Annotated in this window: 22 protein-coding genes and 1 riboswitch; of the genes, 13 read left to right on the top strand and 9 right to left on the bottom strand. The window is 70.0% G+C overall.

Annotation, left to right across the window (positions count from 1 at the left end; genetic code table 11):
- Nucleotides 1-118 precede the first annotated feature (118 nt).
- Nucleotides 119-1,354, top strand: coding sequence for a nucleotide disphospho-sugar-binding domain-containing protein (locus ACIOEW_RS20495; protein WP_401965020.1), 1,236 nt, complete (start codon nt 119-121; stop codon nt 1,352-1,354).
- A 35-nt stretch (nt 1,355-1,389) separates the two neighbouring features.
- Nucleotides 1,390-2,766 carry an NDP-hexose 2,3-dehydratase family protein gene (locus ACIOEW_RS20500; RefSeq protein ID WP_401965022.1) on the top strand — a complete coding sequence of 459 codons (1,377 nt, stop codon included), beginning with the start codon at nt 1,390-1,392 and terminating at the stop codon, nt 2,764-2,766.
- Nucleotides 2,767-3,089: 323 nt separating this feature from the next.
- Here the strand turns inward: ACIOEW_RS20500 and rfbD are convergent, their stop codons facing one another.
- The 7 genes from rfbD to gcvT form a co-directional block, all read right to left on the bottom strand.
- Entirely contained in the window at nt 3,090-4,013 is a 924-nt protein-coding gene (rfbD, locus tag ACIOEW_RS20505; RefSeq protein WP_401965023.1) for a dTDP-4-dehydrorhamnose reductase, read from the bottom strand.
- Entirely contained in the window at nt 4,010-4,996 is a 987-nt protein-coding gene (gene rfbB, locus ACIOEW_RS20510; protein ID WP_362550826.1) for a dTDP-glucose 4,6-dehydratase, read from the bottom strand. Before rfbB ends, rfbD begins: the two co-directional genes overlap by 4 nt.
- Nucleotides 4,993-6,060, bottom strand: a complete 1,068-nt coding sequence (locus ACIOEW_RS20515; protein WP_362550823.1) for a glucose-1-phosphate thymidylyltransferase — start codon at nt 6,058-6,060, stop codon at nt 4,993-4,995. Before ACIOEW_RS20515 ends, rfbB begins: the two co-directional genes overlap by 4 nt.
- 396 nt (nt 6,061-6,456) lie before the next feature.
- Nucleotides 6,457-7,839, bottom strand: a complete 1,383-nt coding sequence (locus ACIOEW_RS20520) for an L-serine ammonia-lyase (protein WP_362550820.1) — start codon at nt 7,837-7,839, stop codon at nt 6,457-6,459.
- A gap of 155 nt (nt 7,840-7,994) precedes the next feature.
- Nucleotides 7,995-9,254: a serine hydroxymethyltransferase gene (gene glyA, locus ACIOEW_RS20525; RefSeq protein WP_362550817.1), complete on the bottom strand. Its 1,260-nt coding sequence runs from the start codon at nt 9,252-9,254 to the stop codon at nt 7,995-7,997.
- An 18-nt stretch (nt 9,255-9,272) separates the two neighbouring features.
- On the bottom strand, nt 9,273-9,650 hold the full coding sequence (gene gcvH / locus ACIOEW_RS20530) for a glycine cleavage system protein GcvH (protein ID WP_362550815.1): 378 nt from the start codon (nt 9,648-9,650) through the stop codon (nt 9,273-9,275).
- Between the two features lie 101 nt (nt 9,651-9,751).
- Nucleotides 9,752-10,867 (bottom strand): glycine cleavage system aminomethyltransferase GcvT, encoded by a 1,116-nt coding sequence (gene gcvT / locus ACIOEW_RS20535; RefSeq protein WP_401965024.1) that lies wholly within the window; start codon nt 10,865-10,867, stop codon nt 9,752-9,754.
- Nucleotides 10,868-11,009: 142 nt separating this feature from the next.
- Nucleotides 11,010-11,103: riboswitch (glycine riboswitch) on the bottom strand.
- Between the two features lie 168 nt (nt 11,104-11,271).
- On the opposite strand from gcvT, the gene ACIOEW_RS20540 reads away from it, so the two are divergent.
- From ACIOEW_RS20540 to ACIOEW_RS20590, 11 genes are all read left to right on the top strand, one after another.
- On the top strand, nt 11,272-12,006 hold the full coding sequence (locus tag ACIOEW_RS20540; protein ID WP_401965025.1) for an AAA family ATPase: 735 nt from the start codon (nt 11,272-11,274) through the stop codon (nt 12,004-12,006).
- Between the two features lie 116 nt (nt 12,007-12,122).
- Complete coding sequence (locus ACIOEW_RS20545; protein WP_362550807.1) at nt 12,123-12,893, top strand: enhanced serine sensitivity protein SseB; 771 nt, start codon at nt 12,123-12,125, stop codon at nt 12,891-12,893.
- 175 nt (nt 12,894-13,068) lie between these two features.
- Nucleotides 13,069-13,875, top strand: a complete 807-nt coding sequence (locus tag ACIOEW_RS20550; RefSeq protein WP_401965026.1) for an enhanced serine sensitivity protein SseB C-terminal domain-containing protein — start codon at nt 13,069-13,071, stop codon at nt 13,873-13,875.
- A 394-nt stretch (nt 13,876-14,269) separates the two neighbouring features.
- A complete protein-coding gene (locus ACIOEW_RS20555) occupies nt 14,270-15,262 on the top strand; it encodes an ABC transporter permease (protein ID WP_362550801.1) in 993 nt (330 codons plus the stop codon).
- Between the two features lie 44 nt (nt 15,263-15,306).
- Nucleotides 15,307-17,067 (top strand): ABC transporter substrate-binding protein, encoded by a 1,761-nt coding sequence (locus tag ACIOEW_RS20560; RefSeq protein ID WP_401965027.1) that lies wholly within the window; start codon nt 15,307-15,309, stop codon nt 17,065-17,067.
- Nucleotides 17,068-17,157: 90 nt separating this feature from the next.
- Nucleotides 17,158-18,147 (top strand): ABC transporter permease, encoded by a 990-nt coding sequence (locus tag ACIOEW_RS20565; RefSeq protein WP_362550795.1) that lies wholly within the window; start codon nt 17,158-17,160, stop codon nt 18,145-18,147.
- Nucleotides 18,144-19,232: an ABC transporter ATP-binding protein gene (locus ACIOEW_RS20570; RefSeq protein ID WP_362550792.1), complete on the top strand. Its 1,089-nt coding sequence runs from the start codon at nt 18,144-18,146 to the stop codon at nt 19,230-19,232. The genes ACIOEW_RS20565 and ACIOEW_RS20570 overlap by 4 nt, the downstream gene beginning before the upstream one ends.
- The gene (locus ACIOEW_RS20575; protein WP_401965028.1) at nt 19,229-20,530 is read left to right on the top strand and encodes an ABC transporter ATP-binding protein; all 1,302 of its coding nucleotides are present in this window, start codon (nt 19,229-19,231) and stop codon (nt 20,528-20,530) included. The genes ACIOEW_RS20570 and ACIOEW_RS20575 overlap by 4 nt, the downstream gene beginning before the upstream one ends.
- Before the next feature lie 18 nt (nt 20,531-20,548).
- On the top strand, nt 20,549-21,208 hold the full coding sequence (locus tag ACIOEW_RS20580) for a trimeric intracellular cation channel family protein (RefSeq protein WP_350991017.1): 660 nt from the start codon (nt 20,549-20,551) through the stop codon (nt 21,206-21,208).
- A gap of 153 nt (nt 21,209-21,361) precedes the next feature.
- Entirely contained in the window at nt 21,362-22,228 is an 867-nt protein-coding gene (locus ACIOEW_RS20585; protein ID WP_362550786.1) for a thioesterase family protein, read from the top strand.
- A gap of 78 nt (nt 22,229-22,306) precedes the next feature.
- Nucleotides 22,307-23,299: a helix-turn-helix transcriptional regulator gene (locus ACIOEW_RS20590; protein ID WP_401965030.1), complete on the top strand. Its 993-nt coding sequence runs from the start codon at nt 22,307-22,309 to the stop codon at nt 23,297-23,299.
- On the opposite strand, the gene ACIOEW_RS20595 is transcribed toward ACIOEW_RS20590, so the two are convergent.
- Both ACIOEW_RS20595 and ACIOEW_RS20600 read right to left on the bottom strand, forming a co-directional pair.
- The gene (locus tag ACIOEW_RS20595; protein ID WP_401965031.1) at nt 23,247-24,110 is read right to left on the bottom strand and encodes an alpha/beta fold hydrolase; all 864 of its coding nucleotides are present in this window, start codon (nt 24,108-24,110) and stop codon (nt 23,247-23,249) included. The genes ACIOEW_RS20590 and ACIOEW_RS20595 overlap by 53 nt on opposite strands.
- A gap of 175 nt (nt 24,111-24,285) precedes the next feature.
- A complete protein-coding gene (locus tag ACIOEW_RS20600) occupies nt 24,286-24,939 on the bottom strand; it encodes a TetR family transcriptional regulator (protein ID WP_401965032.1) in 654 nt (217 codons plus the stop codon).
- Between the last annotated feature and the right edge of the window lie 79 nt (nt 24,940-25,018).

Consider the following 25,018-nt stretch of genomic DNA (forward strand, 5'->3'; position numbering starts at 1 on the left):
AGCTTCGCTGGGGGCACACTCGAATAACGATGGTGAATTCCTCTACTGCGTATTGAGTGGCGAATTCTCCAGGGTCGGGCGAGCCATTTATCGGCGTCCCTGTGGCAGCATCCCGAATATGAAAATCCTCTTTCCTGCCGCGCCCGGCTATGGGCTGCTGCTGCCGGTCGTGCCATTGGTGTGGGCCGCACGGGCCGCCGGGCACGAGGTCCTCCTCGCCACCACCGCCTATGTGACCGGAGCCGCCGCGGAGTCCGGACTCCCGACCGTCAACGTCTTTCCGCACCGAGATGTCGGCGCGGACCTGCTGCTCGCACAGAGCGGCGAGGTCCCCCCGCCCGCCGACGGAGAGCCGGACCGGCTCCCGCCGGGCTACTGGGAGGCCGCCCGTGACATGAAGCCCTTCGACCTCTTCACGCTCGCCATGACCGAGGGCACGATCGAGGCGGGCCGCAGCTTCGGAGCCGACCTCGTGGTGTACCCCTCCGACCATGCGGCCGGCCTGCTGGCCGCGGCCGCGCTGGGGGTTCCGGCGCTGGAGGTCGGCAACCGCGTCTCCTGGTCGATGCGCGACAAGGACATCAAGGAGAGCGGTGCGCAGAACCACCGCACCGGCGTCATCGACGAGGACTCGCCGGTCATCGCCGGGCTGCGGGAACGGCTGGGCATCGGCGACCGCCGGCCCCGGCTGGTCGCGCGTATCGATCCGCGGCCCCCGAGCCTCGGCGGGCTGGACCAGGACGAGCCCGACGCCGAGGGCGGCAGCCCTTGGTGGCCGATGCGCTATGTCCCCTACAACGGCGGTTCCGTCGTGCCCGAGTGGGTGCTGAAGCCGAGTGAGCGGCCGAGGATCTGCCTGACCCTGGGCACGGTCATCCCGCTGCTGTCCGACGGCAGTGGACTCCTGCTGCTGATCAAGGCGCTGAGCGAACTGGACGTCGAGATCGTCCTCGCCGACCACTCGACGGACTTCGAGGCGCTCGGCGAACTGCCCGACAACGTACGCCTGGCCGGGTACCTTCCGCTGTCGGCCTTCCTCGGCACCTGCTCGCTGATCGTGCACCACGGCGGCTCGGGCACCACCGCCGCCGCGCTGCACAGCGGAATTCCGCAGCTGGTGCTGCCCGACGGCGCCGACCAGCCCCTGGTGGCTCAGCGGGTCGTCGACTGCAAGGCCGGTCTGTCCCTGCCGCTCGGCGAGGCCGCCCCGGTCACCGTGCGGGAATTGGCCGAGCGTCTGCTCACCGATCCCGCCTATGCCGAAGCGGCGGCGGCGGTGAGCGCGGAGATGGCGGCCCAGCCCAGCCCCGCGGCCGTGATCGACCGACTCGTGCGGGAGCTGCAGTCCCGGTAGCGGCCCGGCTTTCGAACTGTCCTTGGGAGCCCCAATTGTTTTCTGGAATAGCCGACTTCACCAGCTGGTTCACCGCCCGGTGCGAGGCGAACGAGTACCGCGTGTCCCAGGTCCCGCTCGACCGGCTCGACGGCTGGCACATCGAGCCGGGGACCGGGAACCTGGTCCACCGCAGCGGGCGCTTCTTCTCCGTCGAGGGCCTGGACATCAGGAACTCGGGCCGTGAGGTCGACGCCTGGCAGCAACCGATCATCGTGCAACCCGAATACGGGATCCTCGGGTGCCTCGTCAAGCAGTTCGACGGCGTCCCGCACTTCCTGCTGCAGGCCAAGATGGAACCGGGCAACATCAACCTCGTCCAGCTCTCGCCCACCGTGCAGGCGACGAAGAGCAACTACACACAGGTGCACGGCGGCAAGGCCGTTCCGTACCTGGAGTGGTTCGTCGCTCCTCGCAGGGGACGGGTCCTGCACGACGCGCTCCAGTCCGAGCAGGCGTCCTGGTTCCTGGGCAAGCGCAACCGCAACATGATCGTCGAGGTGGAGGAGGACATCGACCTGCTCGACGACTTCTGCTGGCTCAGCGTCGCCCAGATCGGTGAACTGCTCGCGGTCGACAACCTGGTGAACATGGACACCCGGACCGTCCTCTCCGGTGCGGCCCCGTTCCGGCTGACGGGTTCCAAGCGCCGGGGGGACACGTTCCGCAACGCGCTGGCCCGTTCCTGGCAGCCGGACTCGGGGAGTCACCGCGAAACGGCGGAGCTGCTGAGCTGGTTCACCGAGGCCAAGTGCCGGGCCACCCTGACCCGGGAGCGCATCCCGTTGTCGAAGGTGCACTCGTGGTCGCTGTCCGACGGCGTCATCACCCATGACGAGGGCAAGCACTTCAGCGTCGTCGGCGTCGACGTCGCCGCCAGCAACCGCGAGGTGGCCAGCTGGTCCCAGGTGATGCTCAAGCCCCGCAGCGAAGGCGTGATCGCCTTCGTGGCCAAACGCGTGGAGGGCGTGATGCACCTGCTGGTGCAGGCCCGGGTCGAGACGGGGGCCGGCGACGTGATCGAGATGGCGCCGACGGTCCACTGCCAGCCGGGCAACTACGGGTCGCCCCCCGGCGCCGGAAGGCCGCGGTTCCTGGACGAGGTTCTCACCGCACCGCCCGGGAACGTCCGCTTCGAGGCGATCCATTCCGAGGAGGGCGGCCGGTTCTACCACGCGCAGAACCGCTATCTCCTGGTCGAGGCGGACGAGGACTTCCCGGTCGATGTCCCGGACAACTACGCCTGGATGACGTTGCGTCAGCTGATGGAGTTCGTGCGCTACGGCAACCACCTCAACGTGGAGGCCCGCAGCCTGCTGACGTTCCTGGGCTTCGCCGACCTGGACGCGCCGACCCTGAGCAACGCCGCGTAGGGCATCCGCACGTACGACTGGCCCCGACTCGGACGAGTCGGGGCCAGCAGTACGTGCGGGCGGGGTGTCGGGCACGAGTGATCCGCGGAGGTCCGGCCGACGGGACCCCCGGGAGCCCGCGGAGCCCGCCGTGCCGTTCCCGACGCCGCCCGCAAACGCAGGCCGGCGCACCTGCCGGGCGAACGCATCGAGCCCGGTCCAGGAGGACCGGGCTCGGAGCAGGGGAGAGAAGGGTCCCGGTCAGGGGCCGGCTCGGCCGCGACGATGGGCGGAGGCCGGCCCCGAGGCAGAGCGCAGAGGAGGGCCGTTCTCGCCGCCGGCCGTCAGGCCGAGGGCAGGGGCCGGCTGGCCGCGCCGCCGGCCCGGCCTCCGGCAGCCGCTCGGCGTACCTCGGGCAGCGCTTCGGCCAGCGCCTCCCACCACGGCCTGATCGGTTCGATCCCCGCCGTGCGCCACCGGCCGTGGCTCAGCACGCTGTACGCGGGCCGGGGCGCGGGCCTAGGGAAGACGTCGGTGGAGGTGGGGCGTATGCGCTCGGGGTCCGCGCCGAGAAGGGTGAAGATCTGCCGGGCGTACTCGAACCAGGTCGTCTCGCCCGTACTGGTGCCGTGGTACACACCGGGCGGGGCGGTCCCGTCGAGTGCACCGCGGCCCAGGGCGACCAGCCGGTCGGCGAGGTCCCTCGTCCAGGTGGGCTGCCCCCGCTGGTCGTCGACCACGTCGAGGGTGTCCCGCGTCTGCTCCAGGCGGATCATCGACCGTACGAAACTGGGCCCGTTCGCCCCGTACAGCCAACCGGTCCGCACCACGTAGCCGGTGTCCGGCAGGGTCTCCAGCACACCCTGCTCGCCCGCCAGCTTGGTGCGCCCGTACACACTCCGGGGCGCTGTGGGCGCGTCCTCCCGGTACGGCGCTCCGGCGTCTCCCGCGAAGACGTAGTCCGTGGAGACCTGGATCAGTACGGTGCCCGTCGCGGCGCACTCCTCGGCCACCCGGCGCGCACCCGTGCCGTTGACGGCGAGGGCCGCGGCGGGCTGCGCCTCCGCGTCGTCGACCGCCGTCCACGCCGCGCAGTTGACCACCACGGCCGGGCGGCGGTTCTGGAGGAGGGCCCGTACCGAGCCGGCGTCGGTGACGTCGAGGGCGGGGCGGCCCAGGCCGACGGCGGGGACGCCGGCCGCCGCGAGCTGTCGCAGGACGTCACGGGCGAGCATCCCGCCCGCCCCCGTCACCAACCACGGGTTCACAGCGCGGCCCGCTCCTTCAGGGGCTCCCACCAGTCGCGGTGGTCGCGGTACCACTGGACCGTCTCCGCCAGTCCCTCCCGGAAGTCCACCCGCGGCGCGTAGCCCAGCTCGTCCCGGATCTTCGAGCAGTCGACCGAGTACCGGCGGTCGTGGCCCTTGCGGTCCTCGACATGGACGACGCTGGAGTCCCAGTCGGCGCCGCACGCGGCGAGGAGCATCTCCGCCAGCTCCTTGTTGGACAGTTCGGTGCCTCCGCCGATGTTGTAGATCTCGCCGGCGCGCCCCCGGGTGCGGACGAGTTCGATGCCCTGGACGTGGTCGTCGACATGCAGCCAGTCCCGGACGTTGCCGCCGTCGCCGTACAGCGGGATCTTCCCGCCGTCCAGCAGCTCCGTGACGACGAGCGGGATGAACTTCTCGGGGAAGTGGTGGGGGCCGTAGTTGTTGGAGCAGCGGGTCACCCGCACGTCCAGTCCGTGCGTCCGGTGGTAGGACAGCGCGATGAGATCGCTGGACGCCTTCGCCGACGCGTAGGGGGAGTTGGGCCGCAGCGGGTCCGTCTCGGGCCAGGAGCCCTCGTCGATCGACCCGTACACCTCGTCCGTGGAGATGTGCACGAACGTCTCGACGCCGGCCTGGCGCGCGGCGTCCACCAGGGTGTGCGTGCCCAGCACGTTGGTCCGTACGAACTCGGCTCCTCCGTCGATCGACCGGTCCACGTGCGACTCCGCCGCGAAGTGCACCACCTGGTCGTGTCCGGCCATCAGCCGCGCGACGAGCTCGCCGTCGCAGATGTCGCCCTGCACGAAGGTGAATCCGGGATGCGCGCGCACGGCGTCCAGGTTGGCGGGATTCCCCGCGTAGGTGAGTCGGTCCAGCACCGTCACGGACACATCGCCGGGCCCCTCGGGGCCCAGTAGCGTCCGGACGTAGTGGGAACCGATGAAGCCGGCACCGCCGGTGACCAGCACACGCTTCGTCATGACGAGATCTGCACCTTGCTGTGGTCACCGAGTACGAACCGGTGGGCGGACGGGTTGCGGGGGGCCGGGGTCACCTGCACGTCGCGGCCGATGAGGGAGGCCTCGACACGGCGGACACCGGTCAGCGCGGAGTTCTGCAGGATGATCGTGTACTCGACCTCGCTGTCCGAGATGTGGCAGCCCTCGGAGATGGAGGTGAACGGCCCGACGTACGAGTCGGTGATCACGGCGTCCGCTCCGATGATCGCGGGCCCGACGACACGGCTGCCGGTGATCCGGGCGCCCTTCTCGATCCGCACCCGGCCGATGATCTCGCTGTCGGCGTCGACCGTGCCCAGCACGTCGGGGACGACGGTCTCCAGCACCGAGCGGTTGACCTCCAGCATGTCGGTGACGTTGCCGGTGTCCTTCCAGTACCCAGAGATCGTGGTCGAACGCACGTCCCGGCCCTCGTCGATCAGCCACTGGATCGCGTGGGTGATCTCGAGTTCGCCGCGCCACGACGGCTTGATGGCGAGAACGGCGTCATGGATGGCCGGTGTGAACAGGTAGACGCCCACCAGGGCGAGATCGCTCTTGGGGTGTTCGGGCTTCTCCACCAGTGCGGACACCCGGCCCTCCGCGTCCAGTTCGGCCACTCCGAACGCCGACGGGTCGAGCACGGGGGTCAGCAGGATGTGCGCGTCGGGGCGCTCGGTGCGGAAGCTGTCCACCAGTTCGGTGACGCCGCCGACGATGAAGTTGTCGCCGAGGTACATCACGAAGTCGTCGTCGCCCAGGAAGTCACGGGCCACGCGTACCGCGTGCGCCAGCCCCAGCGGCGCGTCCTGGCGGATGTAGGTGATCTCCAGGCCGAACGCCGAACCGTCCCCCACGGCCTTGCGGATCTCGTCGGCGGTGTCCCCGACGACGACGCCGACCTCGGTGATGCCGGCGTCGGCGATCGCCTCGAGGCCGTAGAAGAGGACGGGCTTGTTGGCCACCGGCACCAACTGTTTCGCCGAAGTATGGGTGATCGGTCGAAGTCGGGTCCCAGCCCCGCCCGACAGCACGAGTGCCTTCACGTAGCCAGCCTCCACAGCAGATGACTCCAGTCTCTTTCCGCTCGTAGCGTGGAGGCCGTAGCTGCAGGGAAGGTGGAGCCGCAGTGGAGAGGCGCCGTCCCGGGGCCCGCAGGCACGTCCGACGCCCGCCCGTGCGGAGGAGGGACCTGCGGCGGGGTGAGGAAGGCCCTGACAGCGCCAAAGGCGTGAACGCGCCGGGCAGGGCCCGCCTGCCTGACGGCTTCCCGCAGTTCCTGGCGGGCGCGGGACGCCGGCTGCGGCGCCTCGCCGCGTTGTCGGAACGCCCCGGATACATCCGGTATTCGGGCGTCCCTCCGTCTTACGACGCACCGCATCCGACGCCGCGCGCTGATCCACCAGGAACTAGCTGATCCACCGGGAACTACGGGACAGCCCTCAGCACTCGATGATGTTCACCGCGAGCCCGCCCCGCGCGGTCTCCTTGTACTTGACGCTCATGTCGGCGCCCGTCTCCTTCATGGTCTTGATGACCTTGTCGAGGGAGACCTTGTGGATGCCGTCGCCGCGCAGCGCCATCTTCGCGGCGGTGACGGCCTTCACCGCCGCCATGCCGTTGCGCTCGATGCACGGGATCTGGACGAGCCCGCCGACGGGGTCGCAGGTCAGGCCGAGGTTGTGCTCCATGCCGATCTCGGCGGCGTTCTCGACCTGCTCGGGGGTGCCGCCCAGGACCTCGGCGAGGGCGCCCGCGGCCATGGAGCAGGCGGAGCCGACCTCGCCCTGGCAGCCGACCTCGGCGCCGGAGATGGAGGCGTTCTCCTTGAACAGCATGCCGATGGCGCCGGCTGCCAGCAGGAAGCGGACGATGCTGTCGTCCTTCTCCGCCTCGGTGGCGCCGCCGGCCGCGAAGTTCATGTAGTAGTGCAGCACCGCCGGGATGATGCCGGCCGCACCGTTGGTCGGGGCGGTGACGACGCGGCCGCCCGCGGCGTTCTCCTCGTTGACCGCCATCGCGTAGAGGGTGATCCACTCCATCGCGTGGGTCTGCGGGTCGCCCTCGGCGCGCAGCTGGCGCGCGGTGTTCGCCGCGCGGCGGCGGACCTTGAGGCCACCGGGCAGGATGCCCTCGCGGGCCATGCCGCGGGACACGCACGCCTGCATGGCGCGCCAGATGTCCAGCAGACCGGAGCGGATCTCGTCCTCGGTGCGCCAGGCGCGCTCGTTCTCCAGCATCAGGGAGGAGATCGACAGGCCGGTGTCGCGGGCGAGGCGCAGCAGCTCGTCGCCGGTGCGGAAGGGGTGCTTGAGGACCGTGTCGTCGAGGACGATCCGGTCCTCGCCGACGGCGTCCTCGTCGACGACGAAGCCGCCGCCGACCGAGTAGTACGTCTTCTCGAGGAGCAGGGTGCCCTCGTGGTCGTACGCGAAGACCGTCATGCCGTTGGCGTGGTACGGCAGCGTCTTGCGGCGGTGCAGGATCAGCTGCTTGTCGGCGTCGAAGGCGATCTCGTGCATGCCGAGGAGGTTGATCCGGCCGGTGGTGCGGATCGCGTCGACCCGGTCGTCCGCCGTTTCGACGTCGACGGTACGGGGGGACTCGCCCTCCAGGCCGAGCAGGACGGCCTTGGGGGTGCCGTGGCCGTGGCCGGTGGCGCCGAGGGAGCCGAAGAGTTCGGCGCGTATCGAGACGGTGTGGGCGAGCAGGCCCTCGTTCTTCAGCCGGCGCGCGAACATACGGGCAGCGCGCATGGGGCCGACCGTATGGGAGCTGGACGGGCCGATGCCGATCGAGAACAGGTCGAAGACCGAGATGGCCACGGGGTGACTCCTAAGGGTTGGTAGACGCCTTTGTCTGCCGGGTGGTGCGGTACGGGCGGGGTGGGCCCGAAGAGCGGGGACAAGGGATGGGGCACCGCGCTCACTGTTCAGTGTGCGCGGTGCCCCTCCCCAACATGCAAATACGCCGGTCCGGACTACTTCAGACCGGAGTACAGCGGGAACTTCTCGGCGAGCGCGACGACGCGGGCCTTCAGGTCGTCCGCGTCGTAGGACGGCTTGAGGGCGGACGCGATGATCTCGGCGACCTCGGTGAAGTCCTCCACCTGGAAACCGCGGGTGGCGAGCGCCGGCGTGCCGATCCGCAGACCCGAGGTGACCATCGGCGGCCGCGGGTCGTTGGGGATGGCGTTCCGGTTGACCGTGATGCCCAGCTCGTGCAGCCGGTCCTCGGCCTGCTGGCCGTCCAGCTCGGAGTTGCGCAGGTCCACCAGGACCAGGTGCACGTCGGTGCCGCCGGAGAGGACGGAGACGCCGACCTCGGTGACGTCCGGCTGCACCAGACGCTCGGCGAGGATGCGGGCGCCGTCCAGGGTGCGCTGCTGGCGCTCCTTGAACTCCTCGGTCGCGGCGACCTTGAACGAGACCGCCTTGGCCGCGATCACGTGCTCCAGCGGACCACCCTGCTGACCGGGGAAGACCGCCGAGTTGATCTTCTTGGCGAGCTCCTGCGTCGACAGGATCACACCACCGCGCGGACCGCCGAGGGTCTTGTGCGTGGTGGTCGTGACGACGTGGGCGTGCGGCACCGGGTTGGGGTGCAGACCCGCGGCGACCAGACCGGCGAAGTGCGCCATGTCGACCATCAGGTACGCGCCGACCTCGTCCGCGATGCGGCGGAAGGCGGCGAAGTCCAGCTGGCGGGGGTAGGCGGACCAGCCGGCCACGATCAGCTTCGGCTTGGACTCCTTGGCGAGGCGCTCGACCTCGGCCATGTCCACGACACCGGTCTCGTCCACGTGGTACGGGATCACGTTGTAGAGCTTGCCGGAGAAGTTGATCTTCATGCCGTGGGTCAGGTGACCGCCGTGCGCCAGGCTCAGGCCCATGATCGTGTCGCCCGGCTTCAGCAGCGCGAACATCGCGGCGGCGTTGGCCTGCGCACCGGAGTGCGGCTGCACGTTCGCGGCCTCGGCGCCGAAGAGCGCCTTGATGCGGTCGATGGCGATCTGCTCGACCACGTCGACGTGCTCACAGCCGCCGTAGTAGCGGCGGCCGGGGTAGCCCTCGGCGTACTTGTTGGTCAGGACGGAGCCCTGGGCCTCCATGACCGCGACGGGAGCGAAGTTCTCCGAGGCGATCATTTCGAGGGTGGACTGCTGACGGTGGAGCTCGGCGTCGACAGCGGCGGCGACGTCCGGGTCCAGCTCGTGGAGGGAGGAGTTGAGAAGCGACATCAGGTGGTCCCTTGGGTCTCAGTTACCGGAGAACTCGGTGTACTCGTCGGCGGAGAGCAGGTCCTTCGGCTCCTCCGCGATACGTACCTTGAACAGCCAGCCGCCTTCGAACGGAGCGGAGTTCACCAGCGACGGGTCGTCCACGACGTCCTGGTTCGCGGCCGTGACCTCGCCGGACACCGGCGAGTACAGGTCGCTGACCGACTTGGTCGACTCCAGCTCGCCGCAGGTCTCGCCCGCGGTCACCGTGTCACCGACCTCGGGGAGCTGGGCGTAGACGACGTCACCGAGCGCGTTGGCCGCGTACTCCGTGATGCCGATCGTGGCCACGCCGTCCTCGACGGCCGACAGCCACTCGTGCTCCTTGCTGTACCGCAGCTGCTGGGGGTTGCTCATGACCTGAATTCTCCTGTACGCGGGGGAGTGCTGATGAACGATGGTCTTACGGTGTGAGACAGGACTGCGTCACGTACGCAGTGCCGGATCCGCCGCCGGTTCTACTTCTGCCGCTTGTAGAACGGCAGGGCCACGACCTCGTAGGGCTCGTGACTGCCCCGGATGTCCACCCCGACGCCCTCGGTGCCGGGCGTGGCGTGTGCGGCGTCGACGTACGCCATGGCGATCGGCTTGCCGAGTGTGGGCGAGGGTGCGCCCGAGGTGACCTCGCCGATCACCTGGCCGTCGGCGACGACGGAGAACCCGGCGCGCGGCACCCGGCGGCCCTCGGCGACCAGGCCGACGAGCTTGCGGGGCGGGGCGGTCTCGGCTCGCTCGGCGGCGGCCTCCAGGGCCTTGCGGCCGACGAAGTCGCCCTCCTTCTCGAACTTCACGACCCGGCCGAGACCGGCGTCGAACGGCGTCAGCGCCGTGGTCAGCTCGTGCCCGTAGAGCGGCATGCCCGCCTCCAGGCGCAGCGTGTCGCGGCAGGAGAGCCCGCACGGGATCAGGCCGCGGGAGGCGCCGGCCTCGGTGAGGGCCCGCCACAGCTGCTCGGCGTGCCCGGGGGCGACGAAGAGCTCGAAGCCGTCCTCGCCGGTGTAGCCGGTACGGGCGATCAGCGCGGGGACCCCGGCGACCGTGCCGGGCAGCCCGGCGTAGTACTTCAGACCGTCCAGGTCGGCGTCGGTGACGGCCGCGAGGATGGCGGGGGACTCGGGGCCCTGGACGGCGAGCAGCGCGTACGCGTCGCGGTCGTCGCGCACCTCGGCGTCGAAGCCGTCGGCGCGGGCCGTCAGCGCGTCCAGCACGATCTGGGCGTTGCCGGCGTTGGCGACCACCATGTAATCGGTCTCGCCCAGCCGGTAGACGATCAGGTCGTCCAGGATGCCGCCGTCCTCGGCACAGATCATCGTGTAGCGGGCGCGGCCCACGGAGACGGTGCCGATGTTGCCGACGAGCGCGAAGTTCAGCAGCGCCACGGCCTCGGGGCCGGTGACGGTGATCTCGCCCATGTGCGAGAGGTCGAAGAGGCCGGCCTTCGTGCGCACGGCGTTGTGCTCGTCGCGCTCACTGGCGTACCGCAGGGGCATGTCCCAGCCCGCGAAGTCGGTCATGGTCGCACCCAGCGAACGGTGCAGGGCATCGAGGGCGGTGAGACGGGTGGCGGTGCTCATGGTTCAAGGCTCCCAGGGCATGACGACGAGGACGATCCCTCCCCATCTGTCATCGGAACCTGAGAGGTTCGCCGAGAGACCCCGCAGGGGTTCGGCTTGCACCTTGGGTGGAGCCGCAGGGCGACTCGCTTTTCAGATCTGCCTCATCCACGCGGTACGGGGCCTGAGAGATTCAAGGGAGGATCTTGCTCCTTCGGCGCCCGGCACGGTGGCCGGGACTCTCCCGCGCGGATTCGAGCGGCCTGTATGCAGTTGAGGGGGCCATCATCGCACGCATTGCGGGAGAGTGGGGGGCCGGTACCGATGCCGGTCTCCTGCAGGATCCGGCGGGTCGGACGGTTGTGCCGCATTACCTTTTCTTTACACTTCTTGGGCAGGTGTGGGTAGCCGACAGGGGGAGGGCGATGACGTTGCAGCGGTACGCGACGACCGCGGGGGTCGCGCACGGCGCACTGCCCGCGCAGCCGGGTGCACCGGCCAGGGAGGCGTTGGGCCCGCACGCACCCGTCGTACGGGACCTGCGGGAGCGGGGCGGGCGCAGCCCGCGCGGCCTGCACTTCGCCGCGGGCGACGTGGTGGTGGTCTCCGGACTGCCCGGCAGCGGCAAATCGACACTCATCGCACGGGCCGTCTCGGCGCACGCCGTCGACTCCCAGAACACCAGGGACCGCTGGGCGGCCCTGATGCCCCGCTTACTTCCGTACGCCCTCTACCGTCCGCTCGTCCGCGTCGCCCACTACTGGGGCCTGTGGCGGGTGCTGCGATCGGGCGCCTCCGTAGTCGTCCACGACTGCGGCACCCAGGCCTGGGTGCGCGGCTGGCTGGCCCGTGACGCCAGGCGCCGCGGCCGCATCCTGCACCTCGTACTGCTCGACGTCACCCCGCAGACGGCGAGGGAGGGGCAGCGCGAGCGCGGCCGAGGAGTCTCCGGGTACGCGTTCGCCCGGCACCGCAGGGCCGTGGGGCGGCTGCTGCGGGACACCGAGGCGGGCCTGCTGCCGCTCGGGTGCGCCTCGGCGGTGCTGCTGGACCGGGAGGCGGCGGGGCTGCTGAAGCGGATCACATTCGCAGACGCACAGAGTGAGGCCGGACATCCCGTGTCCCGAATCGCGGACCCCGGCGCGACAGGCGGGCCGTAGTCCCGCCCGCTTCCGATCCGGCAGCTCGAAGCGGGACTGCCGGAGAACCCGGCAGCCTGTCACGAAGGATCGACGCTAATCTCTTGCTGCACGACATGGGGTGAGAGAGGGAGACAGTGGACATTCCGGCACCGGCCCGGACCCATCCGCAGGGCGGATGGCCGGCCAACGAGCTCGAAGAAGTGCTGAGCGCCTCGCTCGGCAGCCCGGAGGCGGGCGGCCGGCTGGTGGAGGTGCTCGGCCGCAGCCACTTGTGGGTGCCCCTGCCCAGCGGCGGCTCGCCGGACGCCACCGACCTCGATCTGCCGACGCTGGACATCGAGGGCGCGCCGTACGTGCCCGTGTTCAGCTCCGAACAGCAGTTCCTCGCCTGCGTCGGCGCCCACATGTCGTTCACCGTGGCCCCCGCCCGCGAGTTCGCCCGGGGCCTGCCCCCGCAGCTCGGCATCGCGGTGAACCCGGGCGGCGCGGTCGGCATGCCGCTGCCGCCGCCCGCCGTCGCCGAGCTCTGCCGGACCGGCCGCACCGCGCTGGACGGACCGTCCAGCGGCGGCCGGGTCCGGCTGTACGAGCCGGACTGGCAGGAGGAGCCCGTCGACTTCCTCTCCGCCGCGGCCGGGGAGTTCGAGGCGAGCGGTGTCGTGCTCAGCGCCCGCCGCGCCCTGGCCAGCATCGAGGGCGGCGACCCCGTCCTCTTCGTCGGCATCGAGTTCTCCACCTGGGACGGAGCCGGGCGCAACGCCCCCATGGACGCCCTGGGCCGGGCGCTGGGGCACGTCGAGGTGCCCTGGCCCGTCAACCTGGTGCTGCTCGATGTGGCCCAGGACCCCGTCGCCGACTGGATGCGGGCGCGGGTGCGCCCCTTCTACCAGCGCCCCGCCGAGTAGCGGTACGGCAAGGGGGCCGGTGCCACGGGCCGACTGCTCCGGCCCCGGGAGTCAAGTCGGTGTCAGGGCCGCCGCATAAGCTGGTTTGATGGCTGGTGCCTCGGCACCGCGCCGCCCCCGAGAGCCCCGGGAGCGGCAGGCCGACACAGTGGATCGAAGAGGGGCGGGACCCAGGGTGAGTGCGTCAGGCACCGCGGCGGCCGGGCAGGTCGAGCACATGCTGCGCCAAGTGACCCCCGGGCGCTACGACGCGTACGAGGCACTCCTCCAGGCCCTCGCGGCCGACCGGATCTGGATGCTCCTCTGGCACGGCCGGGCCGGCTCGCCCGACGCCCAGTACGGCAACATGGAGATCGACGGCCTCGGCTACGCCCCCTGTGTCACCTCCGCCCAGGAGCTCTCCGCCAGTGGCTGGAACCGGGACCACGAGGTCGTGAGCGGCCGCGACATCGCCCGCGCCCTGTTCCCCGACCGCTGGGGCATCTGGCTGAACCCGCACGCGCCGGGCGGCGGCGTGGGCATCCCCTGGCTGGACCTGCGCCGGATCGCCACCGGCCTCGACCGGATGCCCGCCGGCCCGCTGCGGATCAGTGACCCCGCCATCGAGATCCCGCAGTTCTACGCCCAGCTCACGCGGAACGCCCACCACACCCCCGCGATCCGCTCGTTGCGCCGCGCCTGGGTGCAGCCCGCGCTCGGTGTCCCGTACCTCGCCATCGGACTCGACCTGTACGACACGAGCGGACCGTCCGTGGACGCCGTGCGGGCGATGATGCAGCAGTCCATCGGCACGGTCCCGGAGGGGCTCCCGGTCTCCACGGTCGCGATGGCCGACGAGTACGACCCGGTCGCGATGTGGCTGCGCGCCAACTCCCGTCCGTTCTACGACCGCGAGCCGCACGCCCCGGCCGGCCGCGGTGCCGCCGTCGCTCCCGGTTACGGCTATCCGCAGGCCCCCGGCCCCGCCCCGCGCGCCTACTAGGGCCACCCAAGTCCGGCTCCAGGAACGGACAAAGGGCTCCTGGGTGGACAAGGCGTCCGTCACGGTCACCCAAATAGCCACGTAATGACGCCCCTTGGGTGTCATGTCCGTTCTGGCGGATTAGTGGCCGAGTGTTCCGCTCACTCGATCATGCTGTCCGGATAACGGAAGCTCACTGACCGCATCACGTTTGAGCAAACATTCCCCGCCAGGTCTGGCGGGTGATCACAAAGTGACTGAAGACTCCACGCAGCAGGTGCTCCATGCCCTCCGTGCCCCACTCTCGAGCAGGGCCCGTTCGGCAGCGCACCCTTGCACGATTCAGGTCATGTAGAAGCCGCTACAGCGGCGGTCACGGGCCGGCCACCGCCGGCCGAGAGGGGTCTCCAGCGCAATGACGGCACCTATCGAGACCACCAGGGCGGATGCACAGCCCGAAGCGGTACTGGAAGGCGCAGGCCGTAAGGAGATCGAAGGGCGCTCGCTCGGCCGCATCGCCTGGACCCGCTTCAAGCGGGACAAGGCGGCGATGGCCGGTGGCATCGTTGTCGTGCTGCTGATCCTCACCGCGGTGCTGTCCAAGCCGCTCCAGTCACTCCTGGGGCTCGACCCCAACGCGTTCAACCAGAGCCTGGTCGACCCGCTCATGCTGGCGCCCAAGGGCGACTTCGGCGGGATGAGCCTGGACCACCCGCTCGGTGTCGAGCCGCAGACGGGCCGCGACATCCTCGCGCGCATCCTCGAAGGCTCCTGGGTCTCGCTCGTGGTCGCCGTCGGCTCCACGCTGCTGTCCGTCGTCATCGGTGTCGTCATGGGCGTCGTGGCAGGGTTCTACGGCGGCTGGGTGGACAGCTTCATCAGCCGGCTGATGGACACCTTCCTCGCCTTCCCGCTGCTGCTCTTCGCGATCTCCATCTCCGCCTCCCTGCAGGGCAACGCCTTCGGGATGGAAGGGCTCACGCTGCGGATCGCGGTCCTGATCTTCGTGATCGGATTCTTCAGCTGGCCCTACATCGGCCGCATCGTCCGCGCGCAGACCCTGTCGCTCCGTGAGCGCGAGTTCGTCGAGGCCGCCAGGTCGCTGGGCGCCCGCGGCCCGTTCATCCTCTTCCGCGAGCTGCTGCCCAACCTGATCGCGCCGATCCTCGTGTACGCGACGCTGCTGATCCCCACGAACATCCTCTTCGAGGCAGCTCTGTCCTTCCTCGGCGTGGGCATCGCGCCGCCGCAGGCGTCCTGGGGCGGCATGCTCACCCAGGCGGTCGACCTCTACGAGGTGGACCCGATGTTCATGGTCATCCCCGGCATGGCGATCTTCGTCACCGTGCTGGCCTTCAATCTGCTGGGGGACGGGCTGCGTGACGCACTCGACCCTCGTGGCAAGTAAACGCGGCAGTGCCGCACAGGACTAGCGAGGGGGCTTTCCTCACCATGCAGAACAGAAAGACAGCAGCGGCCATAGCCGTGGCCGTAGCGGTGTCGCTCGGCGCTTCGGCGTGCAGCGGCAGCGACTCCGACAGCGGCGGCAAGAGCGGCGGCGGCAACGTCAAGGCCGACGCCGGCCTGACGGGCATCGTCAACGCGACCGACAAGAAGGGGGGGACGGTCACGTACGAGCACACCAGTGGCCCGGACTCCCTGGACCCCGGCAACACGTACTACGGCTGGGTGCAGAACTTCGCCCGCCTGTACGCCCGTTCGCTGGTGACCTTCAAGCCGGCCGCCGGCAAGGAGGGCCTCGAGGTCGTTCCCGACCTGGCCACCGGACTCGGCAAGGCCAGCGCGGACGCGAAGACCTGGACGTACACGCTCCGCAAGGGCGTGAAGTTCGAGGACGGCACCGAGATCACCTCGAAGGACGTCAAGTACGCCGTCGAGCGTTCCAACTTCGCGCCGGAGGCCCTGTCCAACGGTCCGACGTACTTCAAGGCCTACCTCGAGGGCGGCGACAAGTACAAGGGTCCGTACAAGGACAAGTCCGCCGCGGGCCTCAAGTCCATCGAGACCCCGGACGACTCCACGATCGTCTTCCACCTCAACAAGCCGTTCGCGGACATGGACTACCTCGCCGCCTTCTCGCAGACGGCGCCGATCCAGCAGAAGGCCGACACGGGCGCCAGCTACGTCCAGAAGATGGTCTCCTCGGGTCCGTACAAGTTCTCGGCGTACGACGAGAGCAAGGGCGCGACCCTGGTCCGCAACCCGGAGTGGGACGCCAAGACGGACCCGATCCGCAAGGCGCTGCCGGACAAGATCGAGCTGAAGTTCAACGTCAACCCCACCACGGTCGACGACCACCTGCTCAACGACGTCACCACCGCGGACATCGCGGGCACGGGTCTGCAGTCCAAGACCCAGCCCAAGGTCCTGGTCAAGGCGGCGGAGAAGGCGAAGACGGACAACCCGTACGCCGGCGCCCTGCAGTACCTGGCGCTGAACGTCAACGTGAAGCCGTTCGACAACGCCGAGTGCCGCAAGGCCGTCCAGTACGCCGTCGACAAGCAGAGCATGGTCGACTCGATCGGCGGCTCGGTCAAGGGCGACCCGGCCAGCACGGTCATCCCGCCGAGCGTCGCCGGCTACAAGAAGTTCGACCTGTACCCGAGCGAGGGCAGCAAGGGCGACGCCACCAAGGCCAAGGAGCACCTGACCAAGTGCGGTCACCCCGGGGGCTTCAAGACCACGCTGACGGCGCGTTCCGACCGTCCTGACGAGGTCACCGCCGCCACGCAGCTCCAGGGCAGCCTGAAGGCGATCGGTATCACCGCCGAGATCAAGCAGTTCCCGGCGGACAAGTACTTCACCGACTTCGCGGGTGTCCCGAACTGGGTCCACAAGAACAACGCGGGCATGATGATGATGGCCTGGGGCGCCGACTGGCCGACCGGCTTCGGCTTCCTCGACCAGATCGTCAACGGATCGGCCATCAAGCCGTCCGGCGGCACGAACCTGATGGAGCTCAACGACAAGGGGATCAACGAACTCCTCGTCAAGGGCATCGGCACCGTCGACACCACGGCGCGTAACGCGACGTGGGGCGAGGTCGACCAGAAGGTCATGGAGAACGCCTCGGTCGTTCCGCTCTTCTACCGCAAGAACCTGCTCTACCGCCCGGACTCCGCGGCGAACGTCACCGTCACCAACGCGTACCTCGGCATGTACGACTACGTGCTCATGACGTCCACCAAGTAACACCTGTTCATCAAAAGCATCCCTTGAAAGGCAGGTGAAGGCGCCGGGCCGGCGGGCGTACCCCGTCCGCCCGCCCGGCGCCGCACGGCTGTGGCTGCGTACATCATCCGACGCGTATTCGCCGCGGTGTTGCTGCTGCTGGTGGTCAGCGCAGTCACGTTCGCGATCTTCTTCCTGGTGCCCCGCCTCGGCGGGCAGACCCTCGACTCCATGGCCGCCCAGTACGTCGGGAAGAGTCCCGACCCCGACGTCATCGCGGCGGTCAAGAAGAACCTGGGGCTCGACCAGCCCCTCTATCTCCAGTACTGGCACTTCGTCAAGGGCATCGTCGTCGGCGCCGAGTACCAGTTCGGCCCCGACCCGGTCACCTGCAACGCGCCCTGCTTCGGGTACTCGTTCAAGACCCACACCGAGATCTGGCCGCAGCTTGTCGACCGTGTCCCGGTCACGCTCTCGCTGGCCGTCGGTGCCGCTGTCATCTGGGTCGTCTCCGGTGTCGCGATCGGTGTCGTCTCCGCGCTGAAGCGGGGCTCGTTCTTCGACCGCCTCTCCATGGGCGTCGCCCTCGCCGGTGTCTCGCTGCCGATGTTCTTCACCGGCCTCGTGGTCCTGGCGCTCTTCGGCAACGGGGAGTACGTACCGTTCACCGATGACCCGGTGGCATGGGCGAGCAGTCTGGTCCTGCCGTGGTGCACACTCGCCCTGCTCTACTCCGCGCTCTACGCCCGGCTCACCCGGGCCGGGATGCTGGAGACGATGGGTGAGGACTACATCAGAACCGCGCGGGCCAAGGGCCTCAAGGAACGCAATGTGGTCGTCAAGCACGGGCTGCGTTCCGCGCTCACCCCGCTGGTCACGATCTTCGGTATGGACTTCGCGCTGCTGTTGGGCGGCGCGGTCATCACCGAACGGGTCTTCTCCTTCCAGGGCCTGGGTGCCTTCGCCATCCAGGGTGTGACCACCGCCGACCTGCCCAAGGTGATGGGCGTGACCCTGGTCGCCGCCTTCTTCATCGTCATCTGCAACCTGCTGGTGGACCTCGTGTACGCCGCGATCGACCCCCGGGTGAGGCTCTCATGAGCGGCGCAATCAAGAAGGACTCCCAGGCAGCGGACGTCGTCCCGGCTCCGCGGTCCGGCGACGACCACGCGTTCCTCTCCGTACGCAACCTCAGCGTCCACTTCGACACCGACGACGGCCTGGTCAAGTCCGTCGACGGCGTCAGCTTCGACCTGGAGGCGGGCAAGACCCTCGGCATCGTCGGTGAGTCCGGCTCCGGCAAGTCCGTGACCTCGCTGGGGATCATGGGCCTGCACACCTCGGAGCGTGCCCGGATCGGCGGCGAGATCTGGCTGGACGGCGAGGAGCTCATCGGTTCGGGCTCCGAGCGCGTACGGAAGCTGCGCGGCCAGAAGATGGCCATGATCTTCCAGGACCCCCTCTCCGCCCTGCACCCGTACTACAGCATCGGCGCGCAGATCGTGGAGGCCCACCGGGTCCACAACAAGGTCGACAAGAAGGCCGCGAAGAAGCGCGCCATCGAGATGCTCGACCGCGTCGGCATCCCCGAGCCGCACCGCCGTTACGATGACTACCCGCACCAGTTCTCCGGCGGTATGCGCCAGCGCGCGATGATCGCGATGGCCCTGGTCAACAACCCGCAGCTGCTCATCGCCGACGAGCCGACGACCGCCCTCGACGTCACCGTCCAGGCGCAGATCCTCGACCTCATCCGCGACCTGCAGAAGGAGTTCGGCTCCGCGGTCGTCATGATCACCCACGACCTCGGTGTCGTCGCCGAGATCGCGGACAACCTGCTCGTGATGTACGCGGGACGGTGCATCGAGCGCGGCACCGCCGAGAAGGTGTTCTACGAGCCGCAGCACCCCTACACCTGGGGCCTGCTCGGCTCGATGCCGCGCATCGACCGTGAGCAGACCGAGCGGCTCATCCCGGTCAAGGGTTCGCCGCCCAGTCTCATCAACGTCCCGTCGGGCTGCGCCTTCCACCCGCGCTGCCCGTACGCCGACGTCCCGCCCGACAACATCACGCGCACCGAGCGTCCGGAGCTGCAGCAGGTCAGCGACGGGCACTACTCCGCGTGCCATATGTCGCGCGAGCAGCGCGAACGGATCTGGACCGAAGAGATTGCGCCGAAGCTGTGACTGAGCTGAACAAGAAGACTCCCGCGCCAGCCGCGGCCGGGTCGGACGGGTCCGGTCCCGAGCCGCTCCTCAAGGTCGACGGCCTGGTCAAGCACTTCCCGATCACCAAGGGCCTGCTGAAGCGCAAGGTCGGCGCGGTCCAGGCCGTGGACGGGCTCACCTTCGACGTGCGCCCCGGGGAGACCCTGGGCGTCGTCGGCGAGTCGGGCTGCGGCAAGTCGACCATGGGCCGGCTGGTGACCCGGCTCCTGGAGCCGACCGGAGGCAAGGTCGAGTTCCAGGGCCGCGACATCACCCACATGTCCGCGGGGCGGCTCCGGCCGATGCGCCGCGACATCCAGATGATCTTCCAGGACCCGTACGGCTCGCTGAATCCGCGCCACACGGTCGGCGGGATCGTCGGCACCCCCTTCCGGCTCCAGGGCGTCAAGCCCGAGGACGGCGTGAAGGCGGAGGTCCAGCGGCTGCTGGAGCTGGTGGGGCTCAACCCCGAGCACTACAACCGCTACCCGCACGAGTTCTCCGGCGGCCAGCGTCAGCGCATCGGCATCGCACGGGCGCTCGCGCTGAAGCCGAAGCTGGTCGTCGCGGACGAGCCGGTCTCGGCGCTGGACGTGTCGATCCAGGCGCAGGTGGTGAACCTGCTGGACGACCTCCAGGACGAGCTCGGGCTCACCTACATGATCATCGCGCACGACCTGTCGGTGATCCGCCACGTCTCGGACCGGATCGCGGTCATGTACCTCGGCAAGATCGTCGAGCTCGCGGACCGCAAGTCGCTGTACGAGGCGCCGATGCACCCGTACACGAAGGCGCTGATGTCCGCGGTGCCCGTGCCGGATCCCCGTCGGCGGGGTGCCAAGAGCGACCGCATCCTGCTCAAGGGCGATGTGCCGTCGCCGATCTCGCCGCCGACCGGATGCCGGTTCCACACCCGGTGCTGGAAGGCGACCAAGGTCTGCGGGACGACCGAGCCGCCGCTGCTCCAGCTGAAGACCGGGCACCAGGTGGCCTGCCACCACCCGGAGAACGCCGAGGACTTGGCGCCGGGGGACGCTCCGCTCGTCACGGACGTCATCACGGTCAGGTCGACGGCCGCGACGGTGCCGCCTGCGGAGCCGGAGGGAGCGGGCACGTCGGCCGAGGAGCCGGCGGAGGCCGTCGCGCCGGAAGCGCCGGAAGCGCCGGAGGAGGCCGCCGAGGCTGCGCCCGACGGCGACGGCAAACGCGGCGACGAGGGTTCCGCCGCGACACCCTCGGAGCCATCAGAGGCCTCGGGGGGCAGCCCCAAGGAGTAGTACCGGCACAATTGCCCGGTGCTCAACGAACTGTTCACGCCCTCCGTCCAGCATGCGCTCGACATCGTCGGGATCTTCGTCTTCGCGATCTCCGGCGCTCTGCTCGCCGTACGCAAGAACTTCGATGTCTTCGGCATCGCGGTTCTCGCCGAGGTGACCGCGCTGGGCGGGGGGCTGTTCCGTGACCTGATCATCGGCGCGGTGCCGCCCGCCGCCTTCACGGACCTCGGGTACTTCACCACCCCGCTGCTCGCAGCCGGCCTGGTCTTCTTCCTGCACCCGCAGGTCGAACGGATCCAGCTCGGCGTCAACGTCTTCGACGCGGCCGGCCTCGGGCTCTTCTGCGTCACGGGGACGGTGAAGGCGTACGACTACGGCCTCGGGCTGACGGCGTCGGCGGCGCTCGGCCTGGCCACCGCGGTCGGCGGCGGTGTGCTGCGCGACGTGCTGGCCAACGAGGTTCCGTCGCTGCTGCGCTGGGACCGTGACCTGTACGCGGTGCCCGCCATCGTCGGGGCGACCATGATCGTGCTCTGCATCCGCTTCGACGCGCTCAACGCCTTCACCAGCGGCTGCGCGGTGCTCACGGCGTTCGTGCTGCGGCTGCTGGCGCTGCGCTACCACTGGCGGGCCCCGCGCGCCTACAACCGGCGCTCGGCGACACCGGACGAGGGGTAGACCGGCTGCCGCCATCTCTCACCGACGCCGGACGAGAGGCGGGCCGTCCGCCGCCATCCGGCCGACGCCTGACGAGGGGCAGACCGGCTGTCGTCATCTCACCGACCCGAAAAAGCTACCGCTCAGTAACGCAATCGGTGTACCGTGCATGCCATGGCACAGGCAGCAGAGCAGGCGGCACCGACCGCGCAGGCGACCATCGGGGACAGCGAGTTCGACCGGGACACCGCCGTCACCCTCCGCGAGGAAGGCGTCTACGACGCAGAACTCTCCGCGGGCTGGACGATCATCCACGCAGTCAACGGCGGCTATCTGCTGGCCATGCTCGGCCGCGCACTCGGTGAGGCCCTGCCGCACCCGGACCCCTTCTCGGTCTCGGCGCACTACCTCACCGCGTCCGTCCCCGGCCCCGCCGTCATCCGTACCCAGACCGTCCGCACCGGGCGCACCCTCTCCACCGGCCAGGCCTCCCTCTTCCAGTACGCCGAAGACGGCACCGAGGTCGAGCGCATCCGGGTCATCGCCACCTACGGCGACCTGGACGCCCTGACCGACGACATCCGTACGGCGGCCAAGCCGCCTGCCATCCCGCCCCGTGAGCACTGCCTGGGTCCGAGCGACGGCCCGGCCCCGATCCCCGGAAGCTCCGCGATCACCGAACGGCTCGACATCAAGCTCGACCCGGCGACGATCGGATGGGCCATCGGGCAGCCGTCCGGCAAGGGCGAGATGCGCGGCTGGTTCGGGCTCGCGGACGGCCGTGACGCCGACCCGCTCTCACTGCTCCTCACCGTCGACGCGCTGCCGCCGACCTCCTTCGAGCTCGGGCTCAAGGGCTGGACCCCGACCATCGAGCTCACCACCCACATCCGCTGCCGCCCCGCGCCCGGCCCCCTGCGTGTCTCCATCACCACCCGCAACCTGGCGGGCGGCTTCCTGGAGGAGGACGCGGACGTCTGGGACAGCGCGGACCGGCTGGTCGCGCAGTCCCGCCAGCTCGCCCGCGCACCGCGCAGCTGACCGCTCCGCACCGGCCGGGGCCGGTGTGCGGCTGATGGCCTGTACCGGCCCGGCCACGGCCCGGGGGATGCTGGACGGGTGAAATCCGACCGGCTGCTCTCGATCCTGCTGCTGCTCCAGACCCGCCGTCTGGTGCCCGCCACCGAGCTGGCCGAGCGCCTCGACGTCTCCGTACGCACCATCTACCGGGACGTCGAGGCGCTCTCCGCGTCCGGCGTGCCCGTCTACGCCGAACGCGGGCGCCACGGCGGCATCGCCCTGCTCCCCGGGTTCCGTACCGACGTCACCGGGCTGACCGCCGACGAGTCGCGCGCCCTGTTCGTCCTGGCCGCCGACGGCGCCCACGCCGCACTCGGGCTCGACGAGGCGATCGCCTCCGCCCTGCGCAAGGTGATGGCTGCGCTGCCCGCCCCGCACCGGCCCGCCGCCGAGCTGACCAGCCGCCGGATCCTCGTCGACCCGGTGCGCTGGATGAGCGGACCGCGCGCCGTCGTCGACGTCGCCGATCTGTACGACGCCGTGTTCGCCGACCGGCGGCTGCGGCTGCGCTACCGCCACAGTGGTACGCGGACGGCCCGCACGTACACCGTCGATCCGTACGGCCTCGTGGTGAAGGCGGGCGTCTGGTACCTGGTCGCCGACGTCGACGGGGCGCCCCGGCTCTTCCGCGCGGACCGGGTGCGCGGGGCCACCCTCACCGATGACCAGGTCGTGCGCAGGCCCGGCGTGGAACTGGCGCACGTCTGGAAGGAGTTGCGCCGTCAGGTCGAGGAACGGCAGGGGGAGGTGACCCTGCGGGTGCGGGTGCACCGCTCCCGGTTCGACCTGTTCCTGCGGCTGAACGCGGGCGTGCTCACGGGAAAACCGGGACCCGATGAACGGGACGGCGAGTGGCTGCTGGCCGACCTCGCGGTGGAGTCGCCGGAGTGGGCGCGCTCCCTGCTTTCCTTCGGCCCGAACGTCGAGGTGCTGGAGCCGCCGGAGGCCCGTGCGGTGCTCGCCGCGCACGCGGCCGCGGTCATGGCGCTGTACGGCGATCCGGGGCCGGAGCGGCCCGCAGGAAGCGGGTGAGCGCGGCGGTCAGCTCCGCCGGGGCGTCCTCCTGCACGAGATGCCCGGCCCCTTCGATGATCCGCAGTTCGCTGCCGGGGACGAGAGCGGCCAGTTCATGGCCACGGGCGACCGGGATCCACGTGTCGTCGGCGCCCCAGCAGATCAGCACCGGCAGGGCGAGCTCCCCGTACCGGTGCTGGATCTCGTCGGTGAACCGCTGGTCGTTCTGGCTGATCTGCCGGTAGAAGGCGGGCTGCCCCGCCTCGGTGCACCAGGGCGCCACGAGCCGGTCCAGCACGGCCGGGCGCAGTCCGGGGCCGCTGGCGGAGCTCACGTACTCCCGCACCAGCGCCCGGTGCAGTGCGGGCGTCAACTGCTCGAAGACGTCCGGGTGTCCGCCGAGCAGCCGGTACGTGGGGGAGCCCCAGGGCGCCAGCGCCACCGGGTCGACCAGGGCGAGGCGACGGTAGCGGGCGCCGTGCAGCAGATGGGCGCGCAGGGCGACACAGCCGCCGAAGTCATGGGCCACCAGGGCAGGTTCGGACAGCTCCCAGTGACCGAGGAGCTCGGTGAGGACCCGGGCCTGGGAGCCGAGCGAGACGTCCTGGCCATCGAACTGCGCGGAGTCGCCGTACCCGGGCAGGTCCCAGACGAACACCCGGTGGTCCTGGGCCAGCGCCCGGGCCACGCCGCGCCAGACGTACGAGGAGAAGGGCGTGCCGTGCACCAGCACGACGGGCGGCGCCCCGGCCCGGCCCAGGGCGGCCCAGCGGACCTCCCCGGCGGAGCTGTGGAACGTACGGTCCAGGACCCAGGCGTCGTCGCTCATGCATGGCAGCCTAAAGGGCTGTACCGCAGTTCCTGGCGGGCGCACGGCGGCGGCTACGGCGCCTCGCCGCGTAGCCGGAACGCCCGAATACATCCAGTGCCCGGGCGTCCCTCCGCCTTGCGACGCACCGCATCCGACACCGCGCGCTGACCCGCCAGGAATTGCGGGACAGCCCTCAGGAGGCTTCTGAAGCGGATGAGGAGGACGCGGGTCCGTCCAGCCAGTGCAGGCGGCCGAGGGTGACCAGCCGTAGGCGGCGTCGGGCGACGCGCGCCACCTGCGCGTCTCCGTCCGGGCCGGCGTCCAGCATGGCCGACGCGGTGATCACCATGTGGTCGACGTAGAGGCCGCCCAGCATCAGCAGATCCTCCTCGTTCCAGCCCTGTGACTCGGGCTCGTCCGCGAGGGCCGCCGCCACTTCCTCCGCGAACCGCCGCAGTTGGGCGGCGATGGCCTCGCGGACCGGGCCGACCCCGCCGTGCTGCTCGCGGGCGATGAAGCGGAAGTGGGCGGGCTGTTCCCGGACATGGCGCGCTATCAGATCGACGCTGCGGTCCAGCCGGACCTCGCTGTCGCCGGTCTCGGCCAGGATCGCGCCGATCATTCCGTGGAGGCTGCCCAGCGTCTGCTCGACCAGAGCCACGCCGAGTGCGGCGATGTCGTCGAAGTGCCGGTAGAAGGCCGTGGGCGTGACACCCACGGCGCGCGTCACCTCGCGCAGGCCCAGGCTGCTCAGACTCTGGTGCTCGAGCAGTCCGAGGGCGGCGTCCAGCAGGGCCTGGCGGGTCTTCAGCTTCTGGGTCTGGCGGATACCGGCGGTGTGACTCATGCCATTCAGTAAACAACTGTTCTCCGGGGCGGGGAAGTCGGATGCGGGTCTAGACTGACAAGTCAGTGAACAGTCGTAC

The sequence above is a fragment of the Streptomyces sp. NPDC087901 genome, from assembly GCF_044742205.1.
GTDB lineage: Bacteria > Actinomycetota > Actinomycetes > Streptomycetales > Streptomycetaceae > Streptomyces.

Coding starts and splice junctions, on each gene's coding strand:
- gcvT (WP_401965024.1), bottom strand. CDS start 10,867: ATGAGCACCGCCACCCGTCTCACCGCCCTCGATGCCCTGCACCGTTCG.
- ACIOEW_RS20555 (WP_362550801.1), top strand. CDS start 14,270: ATGACGGCACCTATCGAGACCACCAGGGCGGATGCACAGCCCGAAGCG.
- ACIOEW_RS20585 (WP_362550786.1), top strand. CDS start 21,362: ATGGCACAGGCAGCAGAGCAGGCGGCACCGACCGCGCAGGCGACCATC.
- ACIOEW_RS20560 (WP_401965027.1), top strand. CDS start 15,307: ATGCAGAACAGAAAGACAGCAGCGGCCATAGCCGTGGCCGTAGCGGTG.
- ACIOEW_RS20540 (WP_401965025.1), top strand. CDS start 11,272: ATGACGTTGCAGCGGTACGCGACGACCGCGGGGGTCGCGCACGGCGCA.
- glyA (WP_362550817.1), bottom strand. CDS start 9,254: ATGTCGCTTCTCAACTCCTCCCTCCACGAGCTGGACCCGGACGTCGCC.
- ACIOEW_RS20600 (WP_401965032.1), bottom strand. CDS start 24,939: ATGAGTCACACCGCCGGTATCCGCCAGACCCAGAAGCTGAAGACCCGC.
- ACIOEW_RS20595 (WP_401965031.1), bottom strand. CDS start 24,110: ATGAGCGACGACGCCTGGGTCCTGGACCGTACGTTCCACAGCTCCGCC.
- rfbB (WP_362550826.1), bottom strand. CDS start 4,996: ATGACGAAGCGTGTGCTGGTCACCGGCGGTGCCGGCTTCATCGGTTCC.
- ACIOEW_RS20495 (WP_401965020.1), top strand. CDS start 119: ATGAAAATCCTCTTTCCTGCCGCGCCCGGCTATGGGCTGCTGCTGCCG.
- ACIOEW_RS20570 (WP_362550792.1), top strand. CDS start 18,144: ATGAGCGGCGCAATCAAGAAGGACTCCCAGGCAGCGGACGTCGTCCCG.
- gcvH (WP_362550815.1), bottom strand. CDS start 9,650: ATGAGCAACCCCCAGCAGCTGCGGTACAGCAAGGAGCACGAGTGGCTG.